This window comes from Bradyrhizobium sp. Ce-3 (assembly GCF_022835695.1).
Classification (GTDB): Bacteria; Pseudomonadota; Alphaproteobacteria; order Rhizobiales; family Xanthobacteraceae; genus Bradyrhizobium.
This window is the reverse complement of record NZ_BQUV01000007.1, coordinates 106781-126578: the sequence shown is the minus strand read 5'-3', so window position 1 is coordinate 126578 and position 19798 is coordinate 106781. Positions and strand designations below refer to the sequence as shown.

The following is a 19798-nucleotide window of genomic DNA, read 5'->3' as shown; positions in this document are numbered from 1 at the left end:
ATTTTCGTATCGGCTGTTGGCCGGAATTCTCAGTACAGCGGGAAGCTCCGCGGATAGCCGCCGAGATCGGCCGGCGGGCTGAGCGGCTGGCGATCGATCGGGCGGTTGTTGTTCTCGCGTGCGAACGAGGGATAGCCGATATCCGGCGGATAGGCGTAGTCGTTGAACTTGCGGTCGCCCGGCAGCACTTCGGTGCCGGCGTCGAGCCACGAGCGGGTGGTGACGTAAACGCGGGTGCGCGGACCCTGCTGGTAAACCCGGTTCGGACCCTGCGAGCCGTAATAGCGGCGGCCGTCGCGGTCATACTGCTCTTGCTGCTTGCGCTTGCTCGGGGGCTGCTGCGCGCTGGCCGCGGTCATGCCGAATGCGGTTGCGGTGACGGCAGCCGCGGCAAGCAACACCACGAGCTTGTTCGCGGCAGGGAATTTCAAGGTCATCGCATCCTCGTCATTACGGCCCCGTCGGGGGCTGGCGTATCAGCCAAAATCACTCGGAACACATTGTAGCCATGGTGGCAGGGTCGTCACTAGGTCAATTGCGCCACACCGGCTGAGATAATGCGTGTCCGAGCGCAAAAGTTTCATGAAAACCAGTACGTTGCCATGGTCTCGCCATCAAAGGGCGCCGCGCAGAAGCGGGTTCTCGCTGCCCATCACCCAGTCGGCCGACAAAGCGGGCGGCCCGGAGGTAACGCAGTCGGTGCGCCGCAGCTCGGCATGCGCGAACAGCGCCGCCAGCCTCGGGTCGTTGCCGGCCGCCAGCAGGGTCAGGCGGTTCAGCATGCACACGATCGCGGCGCGCTGGGCCGGCAGGTTGGTGCCCTGGCAGGTCCAGCCGGAAATCCTGAGATCGGGCGCATCGGCCTGCTTGAGGAAGCCGAGGCAGGCACGGCTGCCCTGCTGTCGCGCCGGGCGCAGCAAGGTGACGCTGCCGAACTTGCTGTCGACGATGCCGGCTGCCTCGAGCTCGCGGATGCCGCTGGGGTCGAGCCGCCCGGCGATCTCGGTGACCGCGGGGCCCATGGCCTCGCCGCCGGGGCGGTAGATTTCCAGCTCGGCGGCCGGCGCGCCGCTGGCATCGGTCCAGCGGAAGACGTCCTTGCGGCCGCCTTCGGGATGTCGGATGACTTCGTAAGTCTCTGTTTTATCTCGTGGTTCCGGCTTGCTGATGGCGAAGGCCGGCGCCGAGCGGGCAGCTGTGCTCCAGCCTGCTGGGGCGGCGGGCGCGGCCATCGCCGTTGTATCCGGCAGTTGCTTCCATAGATAAGTGCCGAGGACGACGAACAGCGCGAGCGTCGCGGCATAGGCGAACAGCCCGGAGAGCGTGGCGTACACCTCGTCGACGAAGCTCGTCAGCGCTGACGGAATTCTCGTATGATGGGGCGCGGCCGGATCGGCCGGAAATAAACGCATCAAAACGCTCAAAAGCTACGCAACGTTGTCTTGACGGGGTTTCTCGCATAGAAGCGCTGCCTCTTCCCTTTCCGCACGTGGCGGGGGAACGGGCATTTTTCGTCGGAGAGTGAACGATGGGTTACAAAGTCGCGGTGGTCGGAGCGACCGGCAATGTCGGGCGCGAAATGCTCAACATTCTCGACGAGCGTAAATTCCCCGCAGACGAGGTCGTCGTGCTGGCCTCGCGCCGCAGCGTCGGCATCGAGGTCTCCTATGGCGACCGCACCCTGAAGGTGAAGGCACTGGAGCACTATGACTTCTCCGACATCGACATCTGCCTGATGTCGGCCGGCGGCTCGGTCTCCAAGGAATGGTCGCCCAGGATCGGCGCGGCCGGCGCGGTCGTGATCGACAATTCGTCGGCCTGGCGCATGGACCCGGACGTGCCGCTGATCGTGCCGGAGGTGAACGCGGACGCGGTCGCCGGCTTCACCAAGAAGAACATCATCGCCAACCCGAACTGCTCGACGGCGCAGCTCGTGGTCGCGCTGAAGCCGCTGCACGACAAGGCGACGATCACCCGCGTCGTGGTCTCGACCTATCAATCGGTGTCCGGCGCCGGCAAGGACGCGATGGACGAATTGTTCTCGCAGACCAAGGCCGTCTACACCAATGACGAGCTGGTCAATAAGAAGTTTCCGAAGCGCATCGCCTTCAACATCATTCCGCAGATCGACGTCTTCATGGAAGACGGCTTCACCAAGGAAGAGTGGAAGATGATGGCGGAGACCAAGAAGATCCTTGATCCCAAGATCAAGCTGACCGCGACCTGCGTGCGCGTGCCGGTGTTCGTCAGCCACTCCGAAGCCGTGAACGTCGAATTCGCGAACCCGATCACGGCGGACGAGGCGCGTAACATCCTGCGCAATGCGCCGGGCTGCCTCGTGATCGACAAGCACGAGCCGGGCGGCTACGTCACGCCCTATGAGGCTGCCGGCGAGGACGCCACCTATATCAGCCGTATCCGCGAGGACGCGACGGTGGAGAACGGCCTGTCGTTCTGGTGCGTGTCGGACAATCTGCGCAAGGGCGCAGCGCTCAATGCCGTGCAGATCGCCGAGGTCCTGATCAACCGCAAGCTGATCACCGCGAAGCAAAAGGCGGCTTAGCAGCGAGCGCGGTTCGCAGCGTCAGGAAGCGCGTGGCATGGCGGAAGCGGAACAACCGGGGACCTATCGGCCCAATCCGACGCTGAAGCGCGTTGAACGTCGTTTCGAGAACCTGCTGTTCAACAGCCGCTGGCTGATGGCGCCGTTCTATTTCGGCCTCGTCATCAGCCTCGCGGCGTTGCTGCTCAAGTTCTGCATGGAGCTGTGGCATTTCATCCTGCATGTGCCGGACGCGAAGGAATCCGACATCATCCTCGGCGTGCTGTCGCTGATCGACATCTCGCTGACCGGCAACCTGATCCTGATCGTGGTGTTCTCGGGCTACGAGAACTTCGTCTCGAAGATCGATCCGGAAGGGCATCCGGATTGGCCGGACTGGATGACCAAGGTCGATTTCGGCGGCCTGAAGCAAAAGCTGCTGGCGTCGATCGTCGCGATCTCGGCGATTCAGGTGCTGAAGGCGTTCATGAACATCGATACCGTCTTCGATCCCAGCAAGCTCGCCTGGCTGGTCGGTGTGCACCTGGTGTTCGTGGTCTCGGCCTTCATGCTCGCGATCTCCGATCGCTGGAGCGGGGGCCATCACGGCGGGGAGTAGCTTCTGGAACGTTTTCGGTTCTGATTGAATCAGAATCAGAAGCTCTGGATTCTTGCTTTGACGCGTTTTCTTCACGCGAACCGGTGTCCATCCCGGATCAAGTCCGGGACAGGCTTTCGCTCGAAAACGCTCTACTCGCCCGATTTCAGTTCGTCGCGGACGCTGATGAATTCCTTCGCGGCCCGGTCGAGCACGAACAGCGAGCCTTCGGCGACGCCGAAATAGGCGCCGTGCAGCTGCATCTCTCCGCTCTCGACGCGCTCGCGCACGAACGGGAAGGTCATCAGGTTTTCCAGCGAGCGGAACACTGCGGCCTTCTCGATCCGGGTGACGAAGTCCTGCATGCTCTCATGCTCGCGCTGCTCGACCACCTCGCCCGGCTTGATGAACATCTGCATCCATTTGCCGATGAAGTCGCCAGGCGTCAGCGGCTTGATCTTGTCGACGAAGGCGCGGATGCCGCCGCACTGGGCATGGCCCAGCACCACGATGTTCTTCACCTTCAGCACGGTCACGGCATATTCCAGCGCCGCCGAGACGCCGTGGGCGTTGCTGTCGGGCTGATAGACCGGAACCAGATTGGCGATGTTGCGGACCACGAACAATTCGCCCGGGCCGGCATCGAAGATCACCTCGGGCGAGACGCGGGAATCGCAGCAGCCGATCACCATGGTCTCGGGAAACTGGCCGCGCTCGGACAGGTCGCGGTAGCGCGACTGCTCGGTCGGCAGCCGCTGGGTCGCGAACGTCCGGTAGCCGTCGATCAACTGCTTCGGAAAGAATTTCATGGCCTCTGGCTAACCACATGCGCATGTCCGGAACAAGACTTTCGGCGTGCAGCCTGAGATGATACGGCAGCGTTGAAGGATGGTTCCTGCCGCAATGCCCAAACAATGGACAGCGGTGGAGCCCAGCCCCCGACCAGGCCCCCAGGAGAATGCCGATGACCCGTCCGCGCCGCAGCCTGCTGTTCATGCCGGGATCGAATGCACGGGCGCTGGAGAAGGCCCGCACCTTGCCGGCGGACGGCATTATCCTCGACCTCGAGGATTCCGTGGCTCCCGACGCCAAGGCGGTGGCCCGCGACCAGATCGCCAAGGCGGTCGCCGCCAAGGGCTTTGGCAAGCGCGAGGTCCTGATCCGCATTAACGCGCTCGACACGCCGTGGTGGGTCGACGACATCGGCATGGCCGGCAAGGCGCATCCGGACGGCATCCTGGTTCCCAAGATCTCCACCGTCGACGATCTCAATGCGGTCGCCGATCGGCTCAGCGACATCAATGCTCCGGCCTCGATCCGGGTCTGGGCCATGATCGAGACCGCGCGCGCGGTGCTCGACGCCGACAAGCTTGCCGCGGCATCGAAGGACTCCGAGACCCGGCTCGCCGGCTTCGTGTTCGGTCCGAACGACATTGCGCGCGAGACCCGGATCCGGATGAAGCCCGGCCGTGCCGCGATGATCCCGATGATCACGCATTGCATCCTGGCGACCCGCGCGCACGGGCTCGAGATCCTCGATGGCCCCTATGGCGACATCAGCAACGTCGACGGTTTTGCCGAGGAATGCGCGCAGGGGCGCGATCTCGGCTTCGACGGCAAGACGCTGATCCATCCGAGCCACATCGATGCCTGCAACGCGATCTTCACGCCGCCCGCGGAAGAGGTCGCCGAGGCGCGCAAGATCATCGCCGCGTTCGAACAGCCGGAGAACGCCTCGCGCGGCGCGATCCAGCTCGACGGCCGCATGGTCGAGCGCCTGCACGCCGAGATGGCCAAGCGCACCATCGCGATCGCCGATGCCATCGCCGCGATGGGGCATTGATCTTACCCTCCCCTGGAGGGGGAGGGTCGGATAACATTGAGCGTAGCGAAATGTGAGACGGGGTGGGGTGATCTCTCAACACGGGCAGAGGATGCGTGGAGAGACCGTCACCCCACCCCGCCGCTCATTTCATTCGCGTCGACCCTCCCCCTCCAGGGGAGGGTGATTATCGCGCCCCAAACCTCTCCGACGCCCAGCCGCAGGCGCCCGCATGATTTCGGAATAATAGAAGAATACCGCTGAGTTGCCCGACGAGTCAAGCTGCCATGCCGCACGCCGGCAGCCGCCGGCTACTTTGCATGGGGTTGTTTTCGATATTTTGGCGGTGTGCCCTCCGGGGAGGGGGACTACGCCCCGAACCTCTCCGCCGCCCACGCATACAGGCTGCCCGGGATCGGCGCGTCCTTGCCGCGTCCCTTCGGCGAGATGTGCAGGCCGATGATGGCGGGATCGTTCAGGTACGTCGAAAAATCCGACGGCTCGAAGAACAGCCTCGGCTCTGCATGCACCGCGTAGAACGAACGTTTCGGCAGCGCGTGCTGCAACTCGCCTTCGCGGCGCGCCAGCGCGGTGAGCGCGGCGGGGCCATAGATCGCGATCCGGATGTCGGACAGGCGTTTGGACTTGCCGCGCAGCTTGCGCATCGCGAAGGTCAGGCGATGACGCAGCGCCAGCCAGTCCGGCGTGAGCTCTTCCTGTTTCATCAGCGCCTCGAAGGCGCGCACGATCGGATCGTCTGGCGGCAGATACAGCACGGAGTTGCCGAGCTGACGCGGCCGCTCCCAGGCGAAATAGGGTTTTGCCGGATCGATCTCGACGCTCTTTAGCAGCAGCACATCGGCGTCGAGCCACAGCCCGGCGCGCTGCGTCATCAGCCGCATGCGGAAGAAGTCGCTGAATTGCAGGATGGTCCAGTCGCGCCATGAACCGTCGCGCTCGGCCGGACGCAGTTTCTCGGAGAACGAATGCGGCAGCACCGCTTCGGCCTCGGCATTGCCGACGCCATCGGGCAGCCCGGGAATCGGATCGAAGCTGTAGACGGTGACCTTGTGCCCGGCCGCCAGCTGCGAGCGCAGGCAGGTCTGGCGCAGCGCGTCGATCGAGCCATGCCAGAAGGTGACGATGTCAGGCAGCATGCGCGTCAGCGGTCACTGGGTTTGCGAGGAGGCAAAGAAAAGCCCCGGCGCCTAATAAGGGCACCGGGGCGCGATGATACGCCGGGCCTCAAGCCCAGGCACGTTCCTTGAGCTTGGCCTCATAGGTGTCGATCGACGACTTCTTCTCCATCGTCAGGCCGATGTCGTCGAGGCCGTTGATCAGGCAGTGCTTGCGGAACGGATCGATCTCGAACTTCAGCTTGCCGCCGTCGGGACCGCGGATCTCCTGGTTGAGGAGGTCGATGGTCAGCGTCGCATTGGCGCCGCGCTCGGCGTCGTCGAACAGCTTGTCGAGGTCCTCTTGCGACACGCGGATCGGCAGGATGCCGTTCTTGAAGCAGTTGTTGTAGAAGATGTCGCCGAACGAGGTCGAGATCACGCAGCGGATGCCGAAGTCGAGCAGCGCCCAGGGCGCGTGCTCGCGGCTCGAGCCGCAGCCGAAATTGTCGCCGGCGACCAGCACCTTCGCGCTGCGATAGGCCGGCTGGTTGAGCACGAAATCCGGGTTCTCGCTACCGTCATCCTTGTAGCGCTGCTCGGAGAACAGCCCCTTGCCAAGGCCGGTGCGCTTGATGGTCTTGAGGTACTGCTTCGGAATGATCATGTCGGTGTCGACATTGATGATCTTCAGCGGTGCCGCGACGCCTTCCAGCGTGGTGAACTTGTCCATCGGTGCTCTTCCCGGGCCAATACAAATAGGGGATAGGGGCCGGATATCTATCGCGAATGTGACAGCGGTAAAAGGGCGATTTCTGCAGGGCTAGCCCGCATCGGCCTCAATCGCCTCCATATCGGCGTCCGAAAGGCCGAAATGGTGGCCAATTTCGTGAATCAGCACGTGGCGGACGATGTGGCCGAGCGTCTCGTCGTGCTCGGCCCAATAGTCCAGGATCGGCCGCCGGTACAGCCAGACCAGGTTGGGCAGCCGGGCCACGTCGCCATGGCTCTGCTGCGGCAGGCCGATGCCGTGGAACAGGCCGAGCAGGTCGAACTCGCTTTCGGCCTGCATGTCGTCGAGCACTTCGTCGGTCGGGAAGTCGTCGACACGGATGATCAGGCCCTCGCAGAGGGCCCGGAACGTCTCGGGCAGGCGCTCGAAGATCTCGTGCGCCATGGTCTCCATCTCGGCGAGCGAGGGAGCTTTTTCTGTGGTCCACATGACACTCCTTTAGCGCGAGTGCCACTGACGGCGCCAGCGCAGTTGACCTTGGCAGCACAATGGGAGACCGTGCGGCTCAAGAATGGGGCTTGGGTGGCGTGATGAAGCGGATCGTGGCGGCAACGCTGTTGGCGGTAGCAGTCGGGCTTTCGCTCCCGGTGGGAGAGGCGCGGGCGCAGAGCGCGGCGGTTGAAGCGCGCGTCGGTGAGCCGGCGCCGGTCGTGCGCCAGCGGATCGCCGAGCGCCGCCGTTTGAGGCGGGTGCCGATCTACCGGTCGCGGCCCGATCATTGGGAACCGGATGTCATCCCGCGCTACAATCCCGGACCGAACGCGGTGCGCGACTGCACCGCGACCTATGTCCAGGAGCACCGGCCGAGCGGCACCGTGATCACGCCGCGCATGAACTGCTTCTGGCGGCCGGGCTAGTTGCGCCCGGATCGGCGCGTCGCGCTGATCAATGCAACAGCTGCGATCACGCACGTTGTTCCATAGACCGCGAGCGCCATCAGCATTTGCGTGAGATGGCTTGCCGTTCCCATGCCGCCGCCCGGGCCTTGCGAGGCGAGCGCGACATCAACTGAAATCATGGAACCAGCGAGCGCAGCCGCGCCAGGCGTGAACCATTTGCGCGAGCCTTGTCGTGTCATCGGCGATCTCCTGCGAGAGCCACCCTAAAACATACGACCATTGTCTATGCCGGTTTTACACGCAGACACGAAAATTCACGCGGCTGAATCGGAACCTGATCGCGCCAGCGGCATTCATGATCGTGGCGCAGATTTTCACTTCCCATTCACGTCGCCTGCATTCTGCTTGCGATCTGCGTCGCGGCAACGGGGGTCGATTCGAATGCCAGAGCGTTGTCGAGCGAGGCGGATGCCGCTTCGCGTGAAGACAACGCATCAAAGCAAGAGGCTCGAATCGTCGTTGCCAGGCGTGACATCCAGCGATCAAGGAGACAACTTATGAAGGTGATGAAGGTTCTGGGGCTTGCGGCCGTCGGTGCCGTATTGGTTTTGGCGGCACCGGCCGAGCGTGCGAGCGCGATGTCGCTTGCGACGCCAGGCAGCGCCGCAACGGTTCAGGACAACGCGAACCAGGCGACCACGCAAGTAGGCTGGGGCCGTGGACATCATCGTGGCTGGGGTCGCGGACATCACCGTGGCTGGGGCCATCGTCGCCACTGGCGCCGCTGATCGCGCGGCGTATCAGCGCAGTTGAGACACAGGCCCGTGAGCAGCGGGCCTGTCGTCGTTCTCAGCCATCAAACCGGCAGATTCGCGCGCGCGAAATGATATCGATCGCAATCTGCAGGAGTTGATCATGATGAGATGGATCGGTGTTGCCGCTGTCGCTTGCGCATTCGCATTGACGGCGCCGGCATCGGCAACCGCCGCGGCTTCAACCAGGCCGCAGGCCGCGACACCGCAGCGGCAGGTGGGCAAGGCGACGGATTTCAGCGCGCAGCGCCATCATCACCATTACCATCGTCACCACTATCACCACGGCTATCGGCCCTATTACCGACCGTACTACCGGCCCCATTCCTATGATCGGCCGTACGGCTCCTATTATTACGGGCGGCCTTACTATTATCGGCCGTATCCGTATGTCGCACCGGCGCCGTTCACCTTCGGCTTCGGGTTCGGCCCGTACTGGTAGTGCGCGCGGCCGCGAGAGTAACGAGAAAGGCGGCCGCGGTTGCCGCCCTTCGCAAGCAGGTGCGGCCTGATCCGGTCAGGCCGCGCGGATCTTGTCCAGGAACGCGTTGACGTTGCTGCGCAGCGTCGCCGACTGATGGCTGAGATCGTCGGCGGCCGTCAGCACCTGCGTGGCGGCCGATCCGGTTTCCGTGGCGGCCTCGTTGACGCTGCCGACATTCGCCGACACCTCGCTGGTGCCGCGCGAAACTTCCTGGATGTTCTTCGCGATATCGCGGGTTGCGGCGCTCTGCTGCTCGACGGCGGCGGAGATCGCCGCCGCGATTTCGCTCATGCGCCCGATGGTGCCGCCGATCGTCCTGATCGCGTCGACGGCTTGACCGGTCTCCTGCTGGATCGCCGCGATCTGCGAGGAGATATCCTCGGTCGCCTTGGCGGTCTGGGTGGCGAGCGCCTTCACTTCATTGGCGACGACGGCAAAACCCTTGCCGGACTCGCCGGCGCGGGCGGCTTCGATGGTTGCGTTCAGCGCCAGCAGATTGGTCTGCGACGCGATGTTCTGGATCAGTGAGACGACTTCGCCGATCCGCTGCGCAGCCCCGGCAAGGCTCTCGATGGTCGCGTTGGTGCGATCGGTCTCGTCCACCGCCGCTTTCGCCGTCTGTGCCGCCTGCGTCACCTGGCGGGTAATCTCGCTGATCGAGGCGTGCAGTTCCTCGGTCGCGACCGCGACGGTCTGGACATTCGCCGACGCCTCGTTGGAGGCGGTGGCGACGAAGGTTGCCTGCCGGCTGGTTTCCTCTGCGGTTGCCGACATGCTGCCGGCGGTCGCGTGCATCTCGGTCGAGGCAGCGGTCAGGGCGTTCAGTGCCTCCGAGATCTGATTGTCGAAGGTCGCGATGTGGCCTTCGACAGCGCGCTGCCGGGCCTCCTTGTGCAGCTGCTCCTCGCGCTGTTCGGCCTCGAGGCGGCGCGCCGTGATCGCATTCTCCTTGAACACGCGCAGCGATTTGGCGAGGCCGCCGACCTCGTCGCTCCTGTCGTCGCCGACAACGGCGATGTCGAGATGGCCCTCGGCGAGCCTCGCCATCTCTCCGGTCATGCGCGACAGCGGTCGCGCGATCTGGCTGAACGCAATCCAGGCCAGGATCGCGAATGCACTGAGCAGCCCGGCGGCGGCGCCGAACAGCAGCAGGAGCCGGGTCTGGTCGGCGGCCGCAATGCCCTGGTCGCGGGCAGCCTGCATGTCCCTCACATTGGCTGATATCAAGCTGGCGACCGCCTCCATCGCGGTCTGGCGATGCTTGGCCGCGACGTTGCGTGAATGGGCGAACGCGTCCTCCAGTCGGCCCGCGGTCACCAGCTCGAACACCTTCGCGCTGGCCTCGCGGCGATCCTTGACCGCGCCGCGCAGCTTGTCGATCAGTTGGTGCTGTCCGGCGTCCGACGTGACCGAGGCCAGGCGGTCGACGGCGGCAAGCGTGGCATCGGTCGCCTTGGTGTAGGCTTCGATGTTGGAGGCGATCGCCTTGGTGTCGGACGCGCTCAGGATGACATTCTTCTCGCTGACCGCGGCGCTGTTGAAATTGCTCTCGGCCTCCAGGCTGTACTGCACGCGGCGGGCGTTGCCGTCGACGAGGTCGGACGCGGTCGCCGACAAATGGCTCAGGGCCAGCGAGGCCTCGACGACGATTCCGATCGCGACCAGCGCGATGATGGCTGCGGGTACCGCGATCTTGGCGATGATGGGCAAATTCTGAAACTTGAAGGTCATTCTGGCCCCACGATAATGCTGCTGATTTCACCGGCCTAGCCGGCCGACGAGCCATGCGTGAGGACGCGATGCCACGGCTTGGCCGGCTGGCCGCGCCATGGAAACCGAAATAGTCCTGAATTTTCTGGTTGATTGCCGGTTAACCCTAGGGACCAACCCTTAGCAAAGGGTTCACGCCGGTACCGGGGGACGGCCTCAAGGCGCAAAGCCCTTCGCCAGCAGCACGACGCCTTGCGCACCCGCTTTGCGATCTCGGGAGATCTCGACGTATTCCGGCGATTCCGACCAGGCGCGGAACGCGGCTTCGTCGGGGAACGACATCAGCACCAGCTTGTCGCGATCCCAATTGCCTTCGAGCACCTTGGGCTGTTCGTCGGCCGACAGCAGCCGCCCGTTGAATTTCCTGAACACGTCGAAGAAGCGCGCCTGATAGCGATCATAGGCGGCGCGATCGGTCATCTTGAGTTGCACGATCACATAGACGGTCACCGACGTTCCCTCCCGGACTTTTCGTCGCACCTTTTGCGCGTTCATGGCGCATTCACTCGGGGATTTCTAGCGTCACGCCGGGAGCGACTGCAATCAACGCAATGAGACCGCCTGCCATCAGCACGCGGTTCTCAACGCTGTTGTCAGGGAGGTCTGGAAATGAGGCAGAGCACTTTGCGGCGCGGCCTGATGCGCCGTCTCGGCGTTGCGGCGGCCGCGGTCTTCGCGTTGTCGATCGCTGCGCAGCAACGCGCCGAAGCGCTGACGCTGGCGAGCCCGGGTACTGCGCCCGCGGCAAAGTCTGCGGCCGATGCAATGACGACCCAGGTTCGGCATGGCGGCGGTGGCCACGGCGGCGGTGGCGGCCACGGCGGGGGTTTTCATGGCGGCGGCTTCCACGGCGGTGGTTTCCATGGTGGTGGCTTCCACGGCGGCGGCTTCCACGGCGGCGGTTTCCGCGGCTTCCATGGTGGCGGTTTCCGTGCCGCGCCGGCGTTCCATGGCGGCTTCCATCGCCACTACGGCGGTTACCACCATCGCTTCTATGGCGGCGGTTACCGCTATGGCTATCGGCCCTATTACCGCCGGCACTTCCATCACCGGCGCTACTTCTACGGATCGTCCTACTATTACCCGACCTATTATCACCACCGCCGCTGCCGGGTGGTCTGGACCTATGACGGACCGCGCCGGATCTGCCGGCCGTGGTGGCACCACCGGCATCACTGGCGGCCGTACCGGGTCTATTGGTAACTGCTGAAACGATAGCGGGCGCTCACGGCGCCCGTTTTGCTGGGATTGTTGGGTTGCTTGCGCGCGAGAGCGCTAGTCCCAGTTCTTCAGCTTCCAGGACTTGATCTTCCACGGCGTCAGGTTTTCCATCCGCCATTGCGTCCAGCGCTCCGGCGGCCAGTGGCTGAGGCGCGAGGTTTCCTTCACCTCGGGAAGCGGATCGATGATGCGCGGCGCGGCGCGGCGGCGCTTCTGCCGCGTCGCCTCGCTGATCATGTCGACGAATTCAGGTTTATCCGCCACGGCACGCGCTCCTTGCGAAGACTTGTTTTCGCAAGGAGGCAGTGTGCGTGCGCCCCGTTAACGAGCCGTTTCCACAACGGCTCGAGCTTGATGCGAAACTGCGTGTTACCGCCAGTCGCGGACGTCGACGAAGTGGCCGGCGATCGCGGCCGCCGCGGCCATCGCGGGCGACACCAGATGGGTGCGGCCCTTGAAGCCCTGACGGCCCTCGAAGTTGCGGTTCGAGGTGGAAGCGCAGCGCTCTTCCGGCTTCAGCTTGTCCGGGTTCATCGCAAGGCACATCGAGCAGCCCGGCTCACGCCATTCGAAGCCGGCCTTGATGAAGATCTTGTCGAGGCCTTCGGCTTCCGCCTGCTCCTTCACGATGCCCGAGCCCGGCACGATCATCGCGTTGACGTTGGCGTTGACGGTCTTGCCCTCGGCGATCTTCGCCGCGGCGCGCAGATCCTCGATACGGCCGTTGGTGCAGGAGCCGATGAAGACGCGGTCGAGCTTGATGTCGGTGATTTTCGTACCGGCGGTCAGGCCCATATATTTCAGCGCGCGGTGCTTGGAGAGCCGCTTGGCCTCGTCCGCGATCTTGTCGGGATCCGGCACGAAGCCGGTGATCGAGATCACGTCCTCGGGGCTCGTGCCCCAGGTGACGATCGGCGGCAGTTTTGCCGCGTCCAGCCGCAGCTCGTGATCGAAATGCGCGCCCTCGTCGGAGCGCAGCGTCTCCCAGTAGCGCATCGCGGCATCCCAGGCGGCGCCCTTCGGCGCTTTCGGGCGGTCGCGCAGGAAGTCGAACGCCTTCTGGTCGGGCGCAACCAGGCCGGCGCGCGCGCCGCCTTCGATCGACATGTTGCAGACCGTCATGCGGCCTTCCATGCTGAGCGCACGGATCGCCTCGCCGGCATATTCCAGCACATAGCCGGTGCCGCCGGCGGTGCCGATCTCGCCGATGATCGCCAGGATGATGTCCTTGCCGGTCACGCCTTCGGGCAATGTGCCGTCGACGATCGCGCGCATGTTCTTGGCCTTCTTCTGGATCAGCGTCTGCGTCGCCAGCACGTGCTCGACCTCGGAAGTGCCGATGCCGTGCGCGAGCGCGCCGAACGCGCCATGCGTCGAGGTGTGGCTGTCACCGCAGACGATGGTGGTGCCGGGCAGCGTGAAACCCTGCTCCGGGCCGATGACGTGGACGATGCCCTGGCGCTTGTCGAATTCGTTGTAATATTCGATGCCGAATTCCTTGGCGTTCTCCGCCATCACCCGCATCTGCTCGATGCTCTCGGGATCGGGGTTCGGCTTCGAGCGGTCGGTGGTCGGGATGTTGTGGTCGACGACGGCGAGCGTCTTCTCCGGCGCGTGCACCTTGCGCCCCGAAGCGCGCAGGCCTTCGAACGCCTGCGGCGAGGTCACCTCGTGCACCAGATGGCGGTCGATATAGAGCAGGCAGGTGCCGTCCTCGGCCTCGTGGACCAGATGGTCGTTCCAGATCTTGTCGTACAGCGTGGTCGGTTTGGACATGAGCTTCAGCTCCAGAAGAAATTCGGTGGTGAATGGCGTGAGCGCGGGCAGGCCGCGCCGGCAGGCGAGAGCGTCCAGGCAGCGTTACGCTGCGCGCCTAAGCTCTGATGTCGCCGACGTCGCAAAGCGTCCGAAGAAGCGGCCGGGCAGCCGCGAGCGATCGTCGATCACGACGCGCTGGCAGGTCTGACTTGCTTGATCCGGAACCATTCTAAATTTCTAACACAGGGCTTGCGCCCGCGACAATCGATCGATGCGCGGGCCTGTCCATCAGATAGGTATGCCGCAACAAAAAAGCGCGGGGCCAGCCCCGCGCTTTTCGTCAAAACCCTTGCGGGATGGATTACTCGCCGACGGCGGTCTGGCGGTCCTGCTTCTCGACGATGCGGGCCGACTTGCCGCGCAGGCTGCGCAGGTAATAGAGCTTGGCGCGACGCACCTTGCCGCGACGCACGACCTTGATCGAGTCGATCATCGGCGACATCACCGGGAACACGCGCTCGACGCCCTCGCCGTACGAAATCTTGCGCACGGTGAAGCTCTCGTTGAGGCCGTGGCCGGAACGGCCGATGCAGACGCCTTCATAGGCCTGCACGCGGGTACGCTCGCCTTCGACCACCTTCACGTTGACGATGACGGTATCGCCGGGTCCGAATTCCGGGATATCCTTGGTGGCGGCGAGCTTGTCGAACTGCTCTTTTTCGAGCTGCTGAATCAGGTTCATCGAAATCTCCATCGGCGGCGCGCCCAGCCTTTCGCGGGCTGCGCAAACGTCCATCTATCCTGCGCGTGTGCGGATTAGGCCGTGCCTATAAGGCAAAGCGCAGGGTTTGTCACCCGTCTGTCGTGTTTTTTGTCCCTCGCCGGGCGGCTTTTTGGCCGGCCTTGCGGGCCCAGAGATCGGGCCGCCGGGCCGCCGTCAGGGCTTCGGACTGGGCCAGCCGCCAGGCCGCGACCTTAGCGTGGTCGCCGGAAATCAGGATTTCCGGGATTTGGCGGCCCTCGAACTCCTGCGGGCGGGTGTACTGGGGGTATTCCAGTAGTCCTTCCGAAAAACTCTCTTCGGTTCCCGAGGCCAGCTTCCCCATCACCCCCGGCAACAGCCGGACGCAGGCGTCGATCAGCGCCATCGCGGCGATTTCGCCCCCGGACAGCACATAATCGCCGATCGAGACCTCCTCGAGGCCCCTGGCCTCGATCACCCGCTGGTCGATGCCCTCGAAGCGGCCGCAGACGACCAAGGGACCGGCCCCGGCCGCGAGCTCGGCGACTTGGGGCTGGCTCAATGGCCGACCCCGCGGGCTCATCAGGAGGCGTGGGCGGTCAGCTGCAATCGAAGCGGCGTCGATCGCCGCGGCCAGCACGTCGGCCCGCAGCACCATGCCCGGGCCGCCGCCGGCCGGGGTGTCGTCGACGCTGCGGTGCTTGTCGGTCGCCGATGCCCTGATGTCGCGCGCCTCCAGCGCCCAGAGCCCGGTGGCCAGCGCCTTGCCGGCCAGGCTGACGCCAAGCGGCCCCGGAAACATGTCCGGGAACAGCGTCAGCACGGTGGCGCGCCAGGGAGCCGCTTGCGATGGGGTCTCTTGCGATGTCATGGCCTCTGGTTACGGCACCACGGCCGTGAGGTCGAGGCTCTGCATCATCGCAGCCGCGTCCACCGCGCGGCGGAAGTCGGCGAGGGTGAAGGTCGCGACATTGATCTTGCGCAGGTCCAGCAGGCCTTCGGCGGCGAGGCCGGCGAGTTGGCCGGGCGCGGTGCGGTCGTACATGAACTGCCCGACCACTTCCCAGTCGTTGGCCAGCATCTCGCGGAACGAGAGCTCGAGCGGCACCTCGGCGCTGCCCATCAGCACCATCCGTCCGCCGCGCCGCAGCGCGCGCAGGCATGACAGTGTCGTTGACGTGCTCTTGGCGGCGCCGAGCAGATCGAGCGCGACATCGGCGCTGCCGCCGGCAGCGCGGCGGATGATCTGAAGATCGGCGGCGGCATCGCCGGTCACGGCAGCGGGAATGACGCGCGGGCCGAATGCATCGCGCAGCTGCTCGAGCGCGGCCTCTTTGCGCCCGACGGCGACGACACGACCGGCGCCCATCGCGACCGCGAGCATCACGCCGCCCGAACCGAAATAGCCGGTCGCGCCGTTGACGATGATGGTCTGCCCGCCGCGCAGGCCGGTGCGCTGCAAGCCGCCGAACGGCACGATCAGTTTGGCAAGCCCGATCAGCTCGGTTGCCGGCCTGTCGTCGAGATTGGCAAGCGGCGTGACGCAGGCGGCCGGCCAGTGCGCGATCTCGGCGAACACGCCGTCGCGCCAGCGCGCCTGTAACGCGAACGCTTCTGGCGTCGTCACGGTGGCGGTGAGGCCGATCAGGATCTGCGGCGGATCGCGATCCGGCACGTCGCCGCGCAGATGTGGGCTCAGGAATACGCGGTCGCCGCTCCTGACATGCGTGACGTTGTCGCCGGTGGCGACGACGCGGGCGATCGCGTTGGTGCCCGGCACGAACGGCATCGGCGGCAGGCTGTAGGGCAGCGCGCCCGACAGGAGCTTGTTGGTGTAGGACAGCACCATGCCGGCCTCGACCTTGACGATGACGCCGTCGGGCGCTGGCCTCGGCGTTGCGACCTCCTCGAAGCGCAGATCATTATGGGCGTGCAGCCGCCAGGCCTTGTGCGTGCTTGTCATTGGGATGCTCCGTGACACTATCGCTTAAGTAGCCCGGATGGAGCGAAGCGCAATCCGGGAATCATGCAAGCAACAAGGAGCGGCCCCGGATTGCGCTGCGCTCCATCCGGGCTACGGACCTGGGCTACAGACCTGGCTACAGACCTGGGCTAACGATGCGTCACGTCGTTGCTCGGTCGTCGCCGAGATGCCGCGCGAGCGCCACCGCAAGCGGGCAGATCGCCAGCGCCGTGAGCGCGGTCGCCGCGGTCGCAAGCGTCGGGCCGAGCGCGTCGCCAAGCAGGCCGTAGATGACAGGCGCGATCGCGCCCGATCCGATCGTCCCGGTATAGAACAGCGCGAAGGCGCGTTCGGTCTGATGCGCCGGCGTGAGTTCGGGCACCGTGCCATAGAGCACCGAGGAGGTGCCGTTGAGCATCAGGCCGAGCAGCGGCAGCAGCACGATGGCGGGCGCCAGCGGCAGCATCAGCACCGCCAGAATCAGCACCGCCGTGCCGCCTTCGGTGATCAGCACGGTGCGCAGCGTGCCGACGCGCGCGCCGAGCCAGCCGCAGGTGAATTTCCCGGCGGCGCCGCCGATGAACACCATCGCCAGCGCGAGGCCGTTGGTCGGTAGCGCGGCCCCCTTGTCGCGCAACAGGAACGGCAGGAAGGTGAGAAAGCCCATCCTGACCGCAGTGTCGAGGATGCCGATCGCGAGCAGCCAGGAGAAGCCGCGGCCTGCGCTTGCGTGGTGTGATGCGGCGGCCGTCTTGCGCTCGGCGCCCTTGCCGACCGACGGCATCCAGAGCGCGATGCGGACCGCGACGAGCAGGCCTGCAAGCGCGAGCACGAGCAGCGTATGCCGCCACGACATGATCACGAGCAGGATCGAGGTCGCTGCCGGGATCGCGGCCTTGCCGAGATCGCCGGAGAAATTGTAGATGCCGAGCGGCCCGCGCGCGGCCGCGCCATAGGCGCGCGACACCGCGGATGAGGCGATCGGATGCTGCGTGCTCGACCCCGCGCCGGACAGCGCGAGCGCGAGGCCAAGTCCGATGACGCCGCCGGAGAAGCCGGCGAGCACATAGCCCAACGCCGACAGCGCGGTGCCCGCGATCAGGATGATCTTGCCGTCGATCCGCTCAGCGAGGCGTCCGACCGGAATCTGCAAGCCCGCCATGGCGCCGGCATAGAGCCCGCGCAGCAGCGCCAGCAGCCCGTAGCTCAGCGCGAATTCGGCCTGCCAGACCGGCAGCAGCACGTAGATCAGGTCGGTGTAGCCGTCGTGGAGGGCGTGGTTGAGCCCGGTCACCGTCAGCGTGCGGGTTGCCCGGGCCTGGTCGGGGCGGGATGTGCCGGCTTCGACGGATACGCTCATCTCGGCCGTCCCAGGCAAGAAAATCTAAAGATTGGTTGATGCTGCATCGGAGGCGATCTTCGAAAAGAGACGATAAGTGAGTGGCTTGCCGCGCAATATGCGCTTGATCGGCCGCTGTCACAAATCAGTAATAATCGGACGATGTGTTAGAAAATCTGGTATGAGGGGATCATGTTCGTCCCACGCCGCAGCCTGCCGCCGCTCAATGCGGTACGCGCCTTCGAGGCGGCCGCGCGGCTCGGCAGCTTCAAGGAAGCCGCCGCCGAGCTCAGCGTGACCCATGGCGCCGTCAGCCAGCAGATTCGCCTGCTCGAGCAATGGCTGGGCGCGCCGGCGCTGTTCCGGCGCTCGGTGCGCCGCGTCGTGCTGACGCCGGCCGGCGCGGCGCTGCTCGCCGAATTCGCGCCGGCGCTCGACCGGATTTCGGCGGCCGTGCAGCAGCATCGCGCGAGGCGCGACGATGCCGCCGTCGCCGTGCTGCACGTCAATGCGCTCGCAACCTTCAGCCTGCGCTGGCTGTTGCCGCGGATGAGCCGGTTTCGCGCCGAGCATCCTGATATCGAGGTGCGCCTGAGTACGTCGAACGATCCGGTGGATGCGTTGCCTGAATCATTCGACGTCGTGATCCGCGGTGGTCCGGATACGTTTCACGGCTTCTCGTCGCGCTTCCTGGTGTCCGAGCGGCGGTTGCCGGTGTGCAGTCCATCGCTATCCGCGCAATTGCCGCTCGATGGGATCGCGGATCTCTCAAGGCATACGCTGCTGCATGTCACCTCAATGCCGCGGCTTTGGCGCGACTGGCTGACCGAGGCCGGGCACTCCGCACTGGAGCCCAAGGCCGCGCTGACCTTCGATCATTTCTATCTGACGATCCAGGCCGCGCTCGATGGGCTCGGCGTCGCGATGGGCCCGACGGCGCTGATCGCAGACGATCTCGCGGCCGGGCGCCTGGTGACGCCGTTTCCGGACATCAGCCTGCCGGCGCGAAGCTACTTCGCCTATTTCCCGGCAGGCCGCAGCAACGATCCGCACAGCGCGGTGTTCTGCGACTGGCTCGAGCAGCAAGGCCGCATGACGGGTTGAAGATTTTCTCGATCAGGCGGTTGACGGATCGTCGCCGTCGATTTCCTGCGGCAGCTCGATCACGACGCGGCCGGCGTCGAGATCGACCGTCGGCACCACGGCGTTGGTAAAGGGCAGCAGCATGGTCGCGCCCTGCGGCGGGGCGATCTCGATGATATCGCCGGCGCCGAAATTATGGATCGCGATCACCTTGCCGAGCGGCTGCTCCGCCGTCGTCACCGCGGCGAGCCCGATCAGGTCGGTGTGGTAGTATTCGCCGTCGTCGGTGTCCGGCAGCCGGTCGCGCGGAACGTAAAGCTCGAGCCCGTTGAGCCGTTCGGCGTCATCGCGGCTGGCGACGCCCTTCAGCGTCACCACCAGATGGTCTTTGGCCTCACGCGCATGCGTGACCTCGAACTGGCGCGTGCCATCCTTGGTCATCAGCGGACCGTAGTCCCTCACGGCCAGCGGATCTTCGGTGAAGGTCCACAGCCGGACGGCGCCGCGCACACCATGCGCAGCGCCGATACGGGCGACACAGACCGGTGCAGTCACCGTAGCAGCCGTTCAGCTTACGCCTTGGCGGCGGCTTCGGCCTGCGCCTTGCGCTCCTTGCGCGGCACGGCCTTCTCGGGGTTGTTGCGCGGCGCGCGCTTCTTGACGCCGGCGGCGTCGAGGAAGCGGGTCACGCGATCCGACGGCTGCGCGCCCTTGGCGAGCCAGGCCTTCACCTTGTCCATGTCGAGCTTCAGGCGGGCCTCGTTGTCCTTCGGCAGCAGCGGGTTGAAGTGGCCGAGACGCTCGATGAAGCGGCCATCGCGCGGGAAGCGCGAGTCGGCGACGACGACGTGATAGACCGGACGCTTCTTGGTGCCTGCGCGAGCGAGGCGGATAACAACGGACATTCAATTCTCCTT

General features: G+C 65.2%; 24 protein-coding genes. 8 read left to right on the top strand and 16 right to left on the bottom strand.

The window, feature by feature from the left end; all coding sequences use genetic code 11:
- Positions 1 to 29: 29 nt before the first annotated feature.
- Together BRSPCE3_RS24040 and BRSPCE3_RS24035 are read right to left on the bottom strand one after the other, a co-directional pair.
- Positions 30 to 437: a hypothetical protein gene (locus BRSPCE3_RS24040; protein WP_244068767.1), complete on the bottom strand. Its 408-nt coding sequence runs from the start codon at positions 435 to 437 to the stop codon at positions 30 to 32.
- A gap of 177 nt (positions 438 to 614) precedes the next feature.
- Positions 615 to 1412 carry a hypothetical protein gene (locus BRSPCE3_RS24035; protein ID WP_244069047.1) on the bottom strand — a complete coding sequence of 266 codons (798 nt, stop codon included), beginning with the start codon at positions 1410 to 1412 and terminating at the stop codon, positions 615 to 617.
- Positions 1413 to 1528: 116 nt separating this feature from the next.
- On the opposite strand from BRSPCE3_RS24035, the gene BRSPCE3_RS24030 reads away from it, so the two are divergent.
- Complete coding sequence (locus tag BRSPCE3_RS24030; protein ID WP_244068766.1) at positions 1529 to 2563, top strand: aspartate-semialdehyde dehydrogenase; 1035 nt, start codon at positions 1529 to 1531, stop codon at positions 2561 to 2563.
- A 37-nt stretch (positions 2564 to 2600) separates the two neighbouring features.
- On the top strand, positions 2601 to 3161 hold the full coding sequence (locus BRSPCE3_RS24025; RefSeq protein ID WP_244068765.1) for a TIGR00645 family protein: 561 nt from the start codon (positions 2601 to 2603) through the stop codon (positions 3159 to 3161).
- Between the two features lie 131 nt (positions 3162 to 3292).
- On the opposite strand, the gene BRSPCE3_RS24020 is transcribed toward BRSPCE3_RS24025, so the two are convergent.
- Complete coding sequence (locus BRSPCE3_RS24020) at positions 3293 to 3949, bottom strand: carbonic anhydrase (RefSeq protein ID WP_244068764.1); 657 nt, start codon at positions 3947 to 3949, stop codon at positions 3293 to 3295.
- Positions 3950 to 4104: 155 nt separating this feature from the next.
- On the opposite strand from BRSPCE3_RS24020, the gene BRSPCE3_RS24015 reads away from it, so the two are divergent.
- Positions 4105 to 4983 carry a CoA ester lyase gene (locus tag BRSPCE3_RS24015; RefSeq protein WP_244068763.1) on the top strand — a complete coding sequence of 293 codons (879 nt, stop codon included), beginning with the start codon at positions 4105 to 4107 and terminating at the stop codon, positions 4981 to 4983.
- A gap of 347 nt (positions 4984 to 5330) precedes the next feature.
- Here BRSPCE3_RS24015 and BRSPCE3_RS24010 read toward each other — a convergent pair whose 3' ends face one another.
- From BRSPCE3_RS24010 to BRSPCE3_RS24000, 3 genes are all read right to left on the bottom strand, one after another.
- The gene (locus BRSPCE3_RS24010) at positions 5331 to 6119 is read right to left on the bottom strand and encodes a hypothetical protein (protein ID WP_244068762.1); all 789 of its coding nucleotides are present in this window, start codon (positions 6117 to 6119) and stop codon (positions 5331 to 5333) included.
- An 88-nt stretch (positions 6120 to 6207) separates the two neighbouring features.
- On the bottom strand, positions 6208 to 6810 hold the full coding sequence (leuD, locus tag BRSPCE3_RS24005; RefSeq protein WP_244068761.1) for a 3-isopropylmalate dehydratase small subunit: 603 nt from the start codon (positions 6808 to 6810) through the stop codon (positions 6208 to 6210).
- A gap of 90 nt (positions 6811 to 6900) precedes the next feature.
- Positions 6901 to 7299 (bottom strand): metallopeptidase family protein, encoded by a 399-nt coding sequence (locus tag BRSPCE3_RS24000; protein WP_244068760.1) that lies wholly within the window; start codon positions 7297 to 7299, stop codon positions 6901 to 6903.
- 101 nt (positions 7300 to 7400) lie between these two features.
- On the opposite strand from BRSPCE3_RS24000, the gene BRSPCE3_RS23995 reads away from it, so the two are divergent.
- The 3 genes from BRSPCE3_RS23995 to BRSPCE3_RS23985 all read left to right on the top strand — a co-directional run bounded on the left by BRSPCE3_RS23995 (position 7401) and on the right by BRSPCE3_RS23985 (position 8963).
- Complete coding sequence (locus tag BRSPCE3_RS23995; protein ID WP_244068759.1) at positions 7401 to 7727, top strand: hypothetical protein; 327 nt, start codon at positions 7401 to 7403, stop codon at positions 7725 to 7727.
- A gap of 539 nt (positions 7728 to 8266) precedes the next feature.
- Entirely contained in the window at positions 8267 to 8497 is a 231-nt protein-coding gene (locus BRSPCE3_RS23990; protein ID WP_244068758.1) for a hypothetical protein, read from the top strand.
- A 127-nt stretch (positions 8498 to 8624) separates the two neighbouring features.
- On the top strand, positions 8625 to 8963 hold the full coding sequence (locus tag BRSPCE3_RS23985) for a hypothetical protein (RefSeq protein WP_244068757.1): 339 nt from the start codon (positions 8625 to 8627) through the stop codon (positions 8961 to 8963).
- 75 nt (positions 8964 to 9038) lie between these two features.
- Here the strand turns inward: BRSPCE3_RS23985 and BRSPCE3_RS23980 are convergent, their stop codons facing one another.
- Together BRSPCE3_RS23980 and BRSPCE3_RS23975 are read right to left on the bottom strand one after the other, a co-directional pair.
- Positions 9039 to 10736 (bottom strand): methyl-accepting chemotaxis protein, encoded by a 1698-nt coding sequence (locus BRSPCE3_RS23980; RefSeq protein ID WP_244068756.1) that lies wholly within the window; start codon positions 10734 to 10736, stop codon positions 9039 to 9041.
- A gap of 195 nt (positions 10737 to 10931) precedes the next feature.
- Positions 10932 to 11225 carry a DUF1330 domain-containing protein gene (locus BRSPCE3_RS23975; RefSeq protein WP_244068755.1) on the bottom strand — a complete coding sequence of 98 codons (294 nt, stop codon included), beginning with the start codon at positions 11223 to 11225 and terminating at the stop codon, positions 10932 to 10934.
- A 159-nt stretch (positions 11226 to 11384) separates the two neighbouring features.
- Between BRSPCE3_RS23975 and BRSPCE3_RS23970 the strand changes: the two genes are divergently transcribed.
- Positions 11385 to 11978 (top strand): hypothetical protein, encoded by a 594-nt coding sequence (locus BRSPCE3_RS23970; protein ID WP_244068754.1) that lies wholly within the window; start codon positions 11385 to 11387, stop codon positions 11976 to 11978.
- 72 nt (positions 11979 to 12050) lie between these two features.
- Here the strand turns inward: BRSPCE3_RS23970 and BRSPCE3_RS23965 are convergent, their stop codons facing one another.
- The 6 genes from BRSPCE3_RS23965 to BRSPCE3_RS23940 all read right to left on the bottom strand — a co-directional run bounded on the left by BRSPCE3_RS23965 (position 12051) and on the right by BRSPCE3_RS23940 (position 17819).
- Entirely contained in the window at positions 12051 to 12260 is a 210-nt protein-coding gene (locus tag BRSPCE3_RS23965; protein ID WP_244068753.1) for a hypothetical protein, read from the bottom strand.
- A gap of 105 nt (positions 12261 to 12365) precedes the next feature.
- On the bottom strand, positions 12366 to 13772 hold the full coding sequence (gene leuC / locus BRSPCE3_RS23960) for a 3-isopropylmalate dehydratase large subunit (protein WP_244068752.1): 1407 nt from the start codon (positions 13770 to 13772) through the stop codon (positions 12366 to 12368).
- A gap of 343 nt (positions 13773 to 14115) precedes the next feature.
- Positions 14116 to 14496: a 50S ribosomal protein L19 gene (gene rplS / locus BRSPCE3_RS23955; RefSeq protein ID WP_244068751.1), complete on the bottom strand. Its 381-nt coding sequence runs from the start codon at positions 14494 to 14496 to the stop codon at positions 14116 to 14118.
- A gap of 109 nt (positions 14497 to 14605) precedes the next feature.
- The gene (gene trmD, locus BRSPCE3_RS23950; protein ID WP_244068750.1) at positions 14606 to 15367 is read right to left on the bottom strand and encodes a tRNA (guanosine(37)-N1)-methyltransferase TrmD; all 762 of its coding nucleotides are present in this window, start codon (positions 15365 to 15367) and stop codon (positions 14606 to 14608) included.
- A 9-nt stretch (positions 15368 to 15376) separates the two neighbouring features.
- A complete protein-coding gene (locus BRSPCE3_RS23945) occupies positions 15377 to 16459 on the bottom strand; it encodes a zinc-binding alcohol dehydrogenase family protein (RefSeq protein ID WP_244068749.1) in 1083 nt (360 codons plus the stop codon).
- A gap of 160 nt (positions 16460 to 16619) precedes the next feature.
- A complete protein-coding gene (locus BRSPCE3_RS23940) occupies positions 16620 to 17819 on the bottom strand; it encodes an MFS transporter (RefSeq protein WP_244068748.1) in 1200 nt (399 codons plus the stop codon).
- Between the two features lie 171 nt (positions 17820 to 17990).
- Here BRSPCE3_RS23940 and gcvA point away from each other — a divergent pair, with 171 nt between their 5' ends.
- Positions 17991 to 18902: a transcriptional regulator GcvA gene (gcvA, locus tag BRSPCE3_RS23935; protein ID WP_244068747.1), complete on the top strand. Its 912-nt coding sequence runs from the start codon at positions 17991 to 17993 to the stop codon at positions 18900 to 18902.
- A 12-nt stretch (positions 18903 to 18914) separates the two neighbouring features.
- Here the strand turns inward: gcvA and rimM are convergent, their stop codons facing one another.
- Positions 18915 to 19436: a ribosome maturation factor RimM gene (gene rimM / locus BRSPCE3_RS23930; RefSeq protein WP_244068746.1), complete on the bottom strand. Its 522-nt coding sequence runs from the start codon at positions 19434 to 19436 to the stop codon at positions 18915 to 18917.
- A 17-nt stretch (positions 19437 to 19453) separates the two neighbouring features.
- Positions 19454 to 19786, bottom strand: coding sequence for a 30S ribosomal protein S16 (gene rpsP / locus BRSPCE3_RS23925; RefSeq protein ID WP_050424979.1), 333 nt, complete (start codon positions 19784 to 19786; stop codon positions 19454 to 19456).
- Positions 19787 to 19798 lie beyond the last annotated feature (12 nt).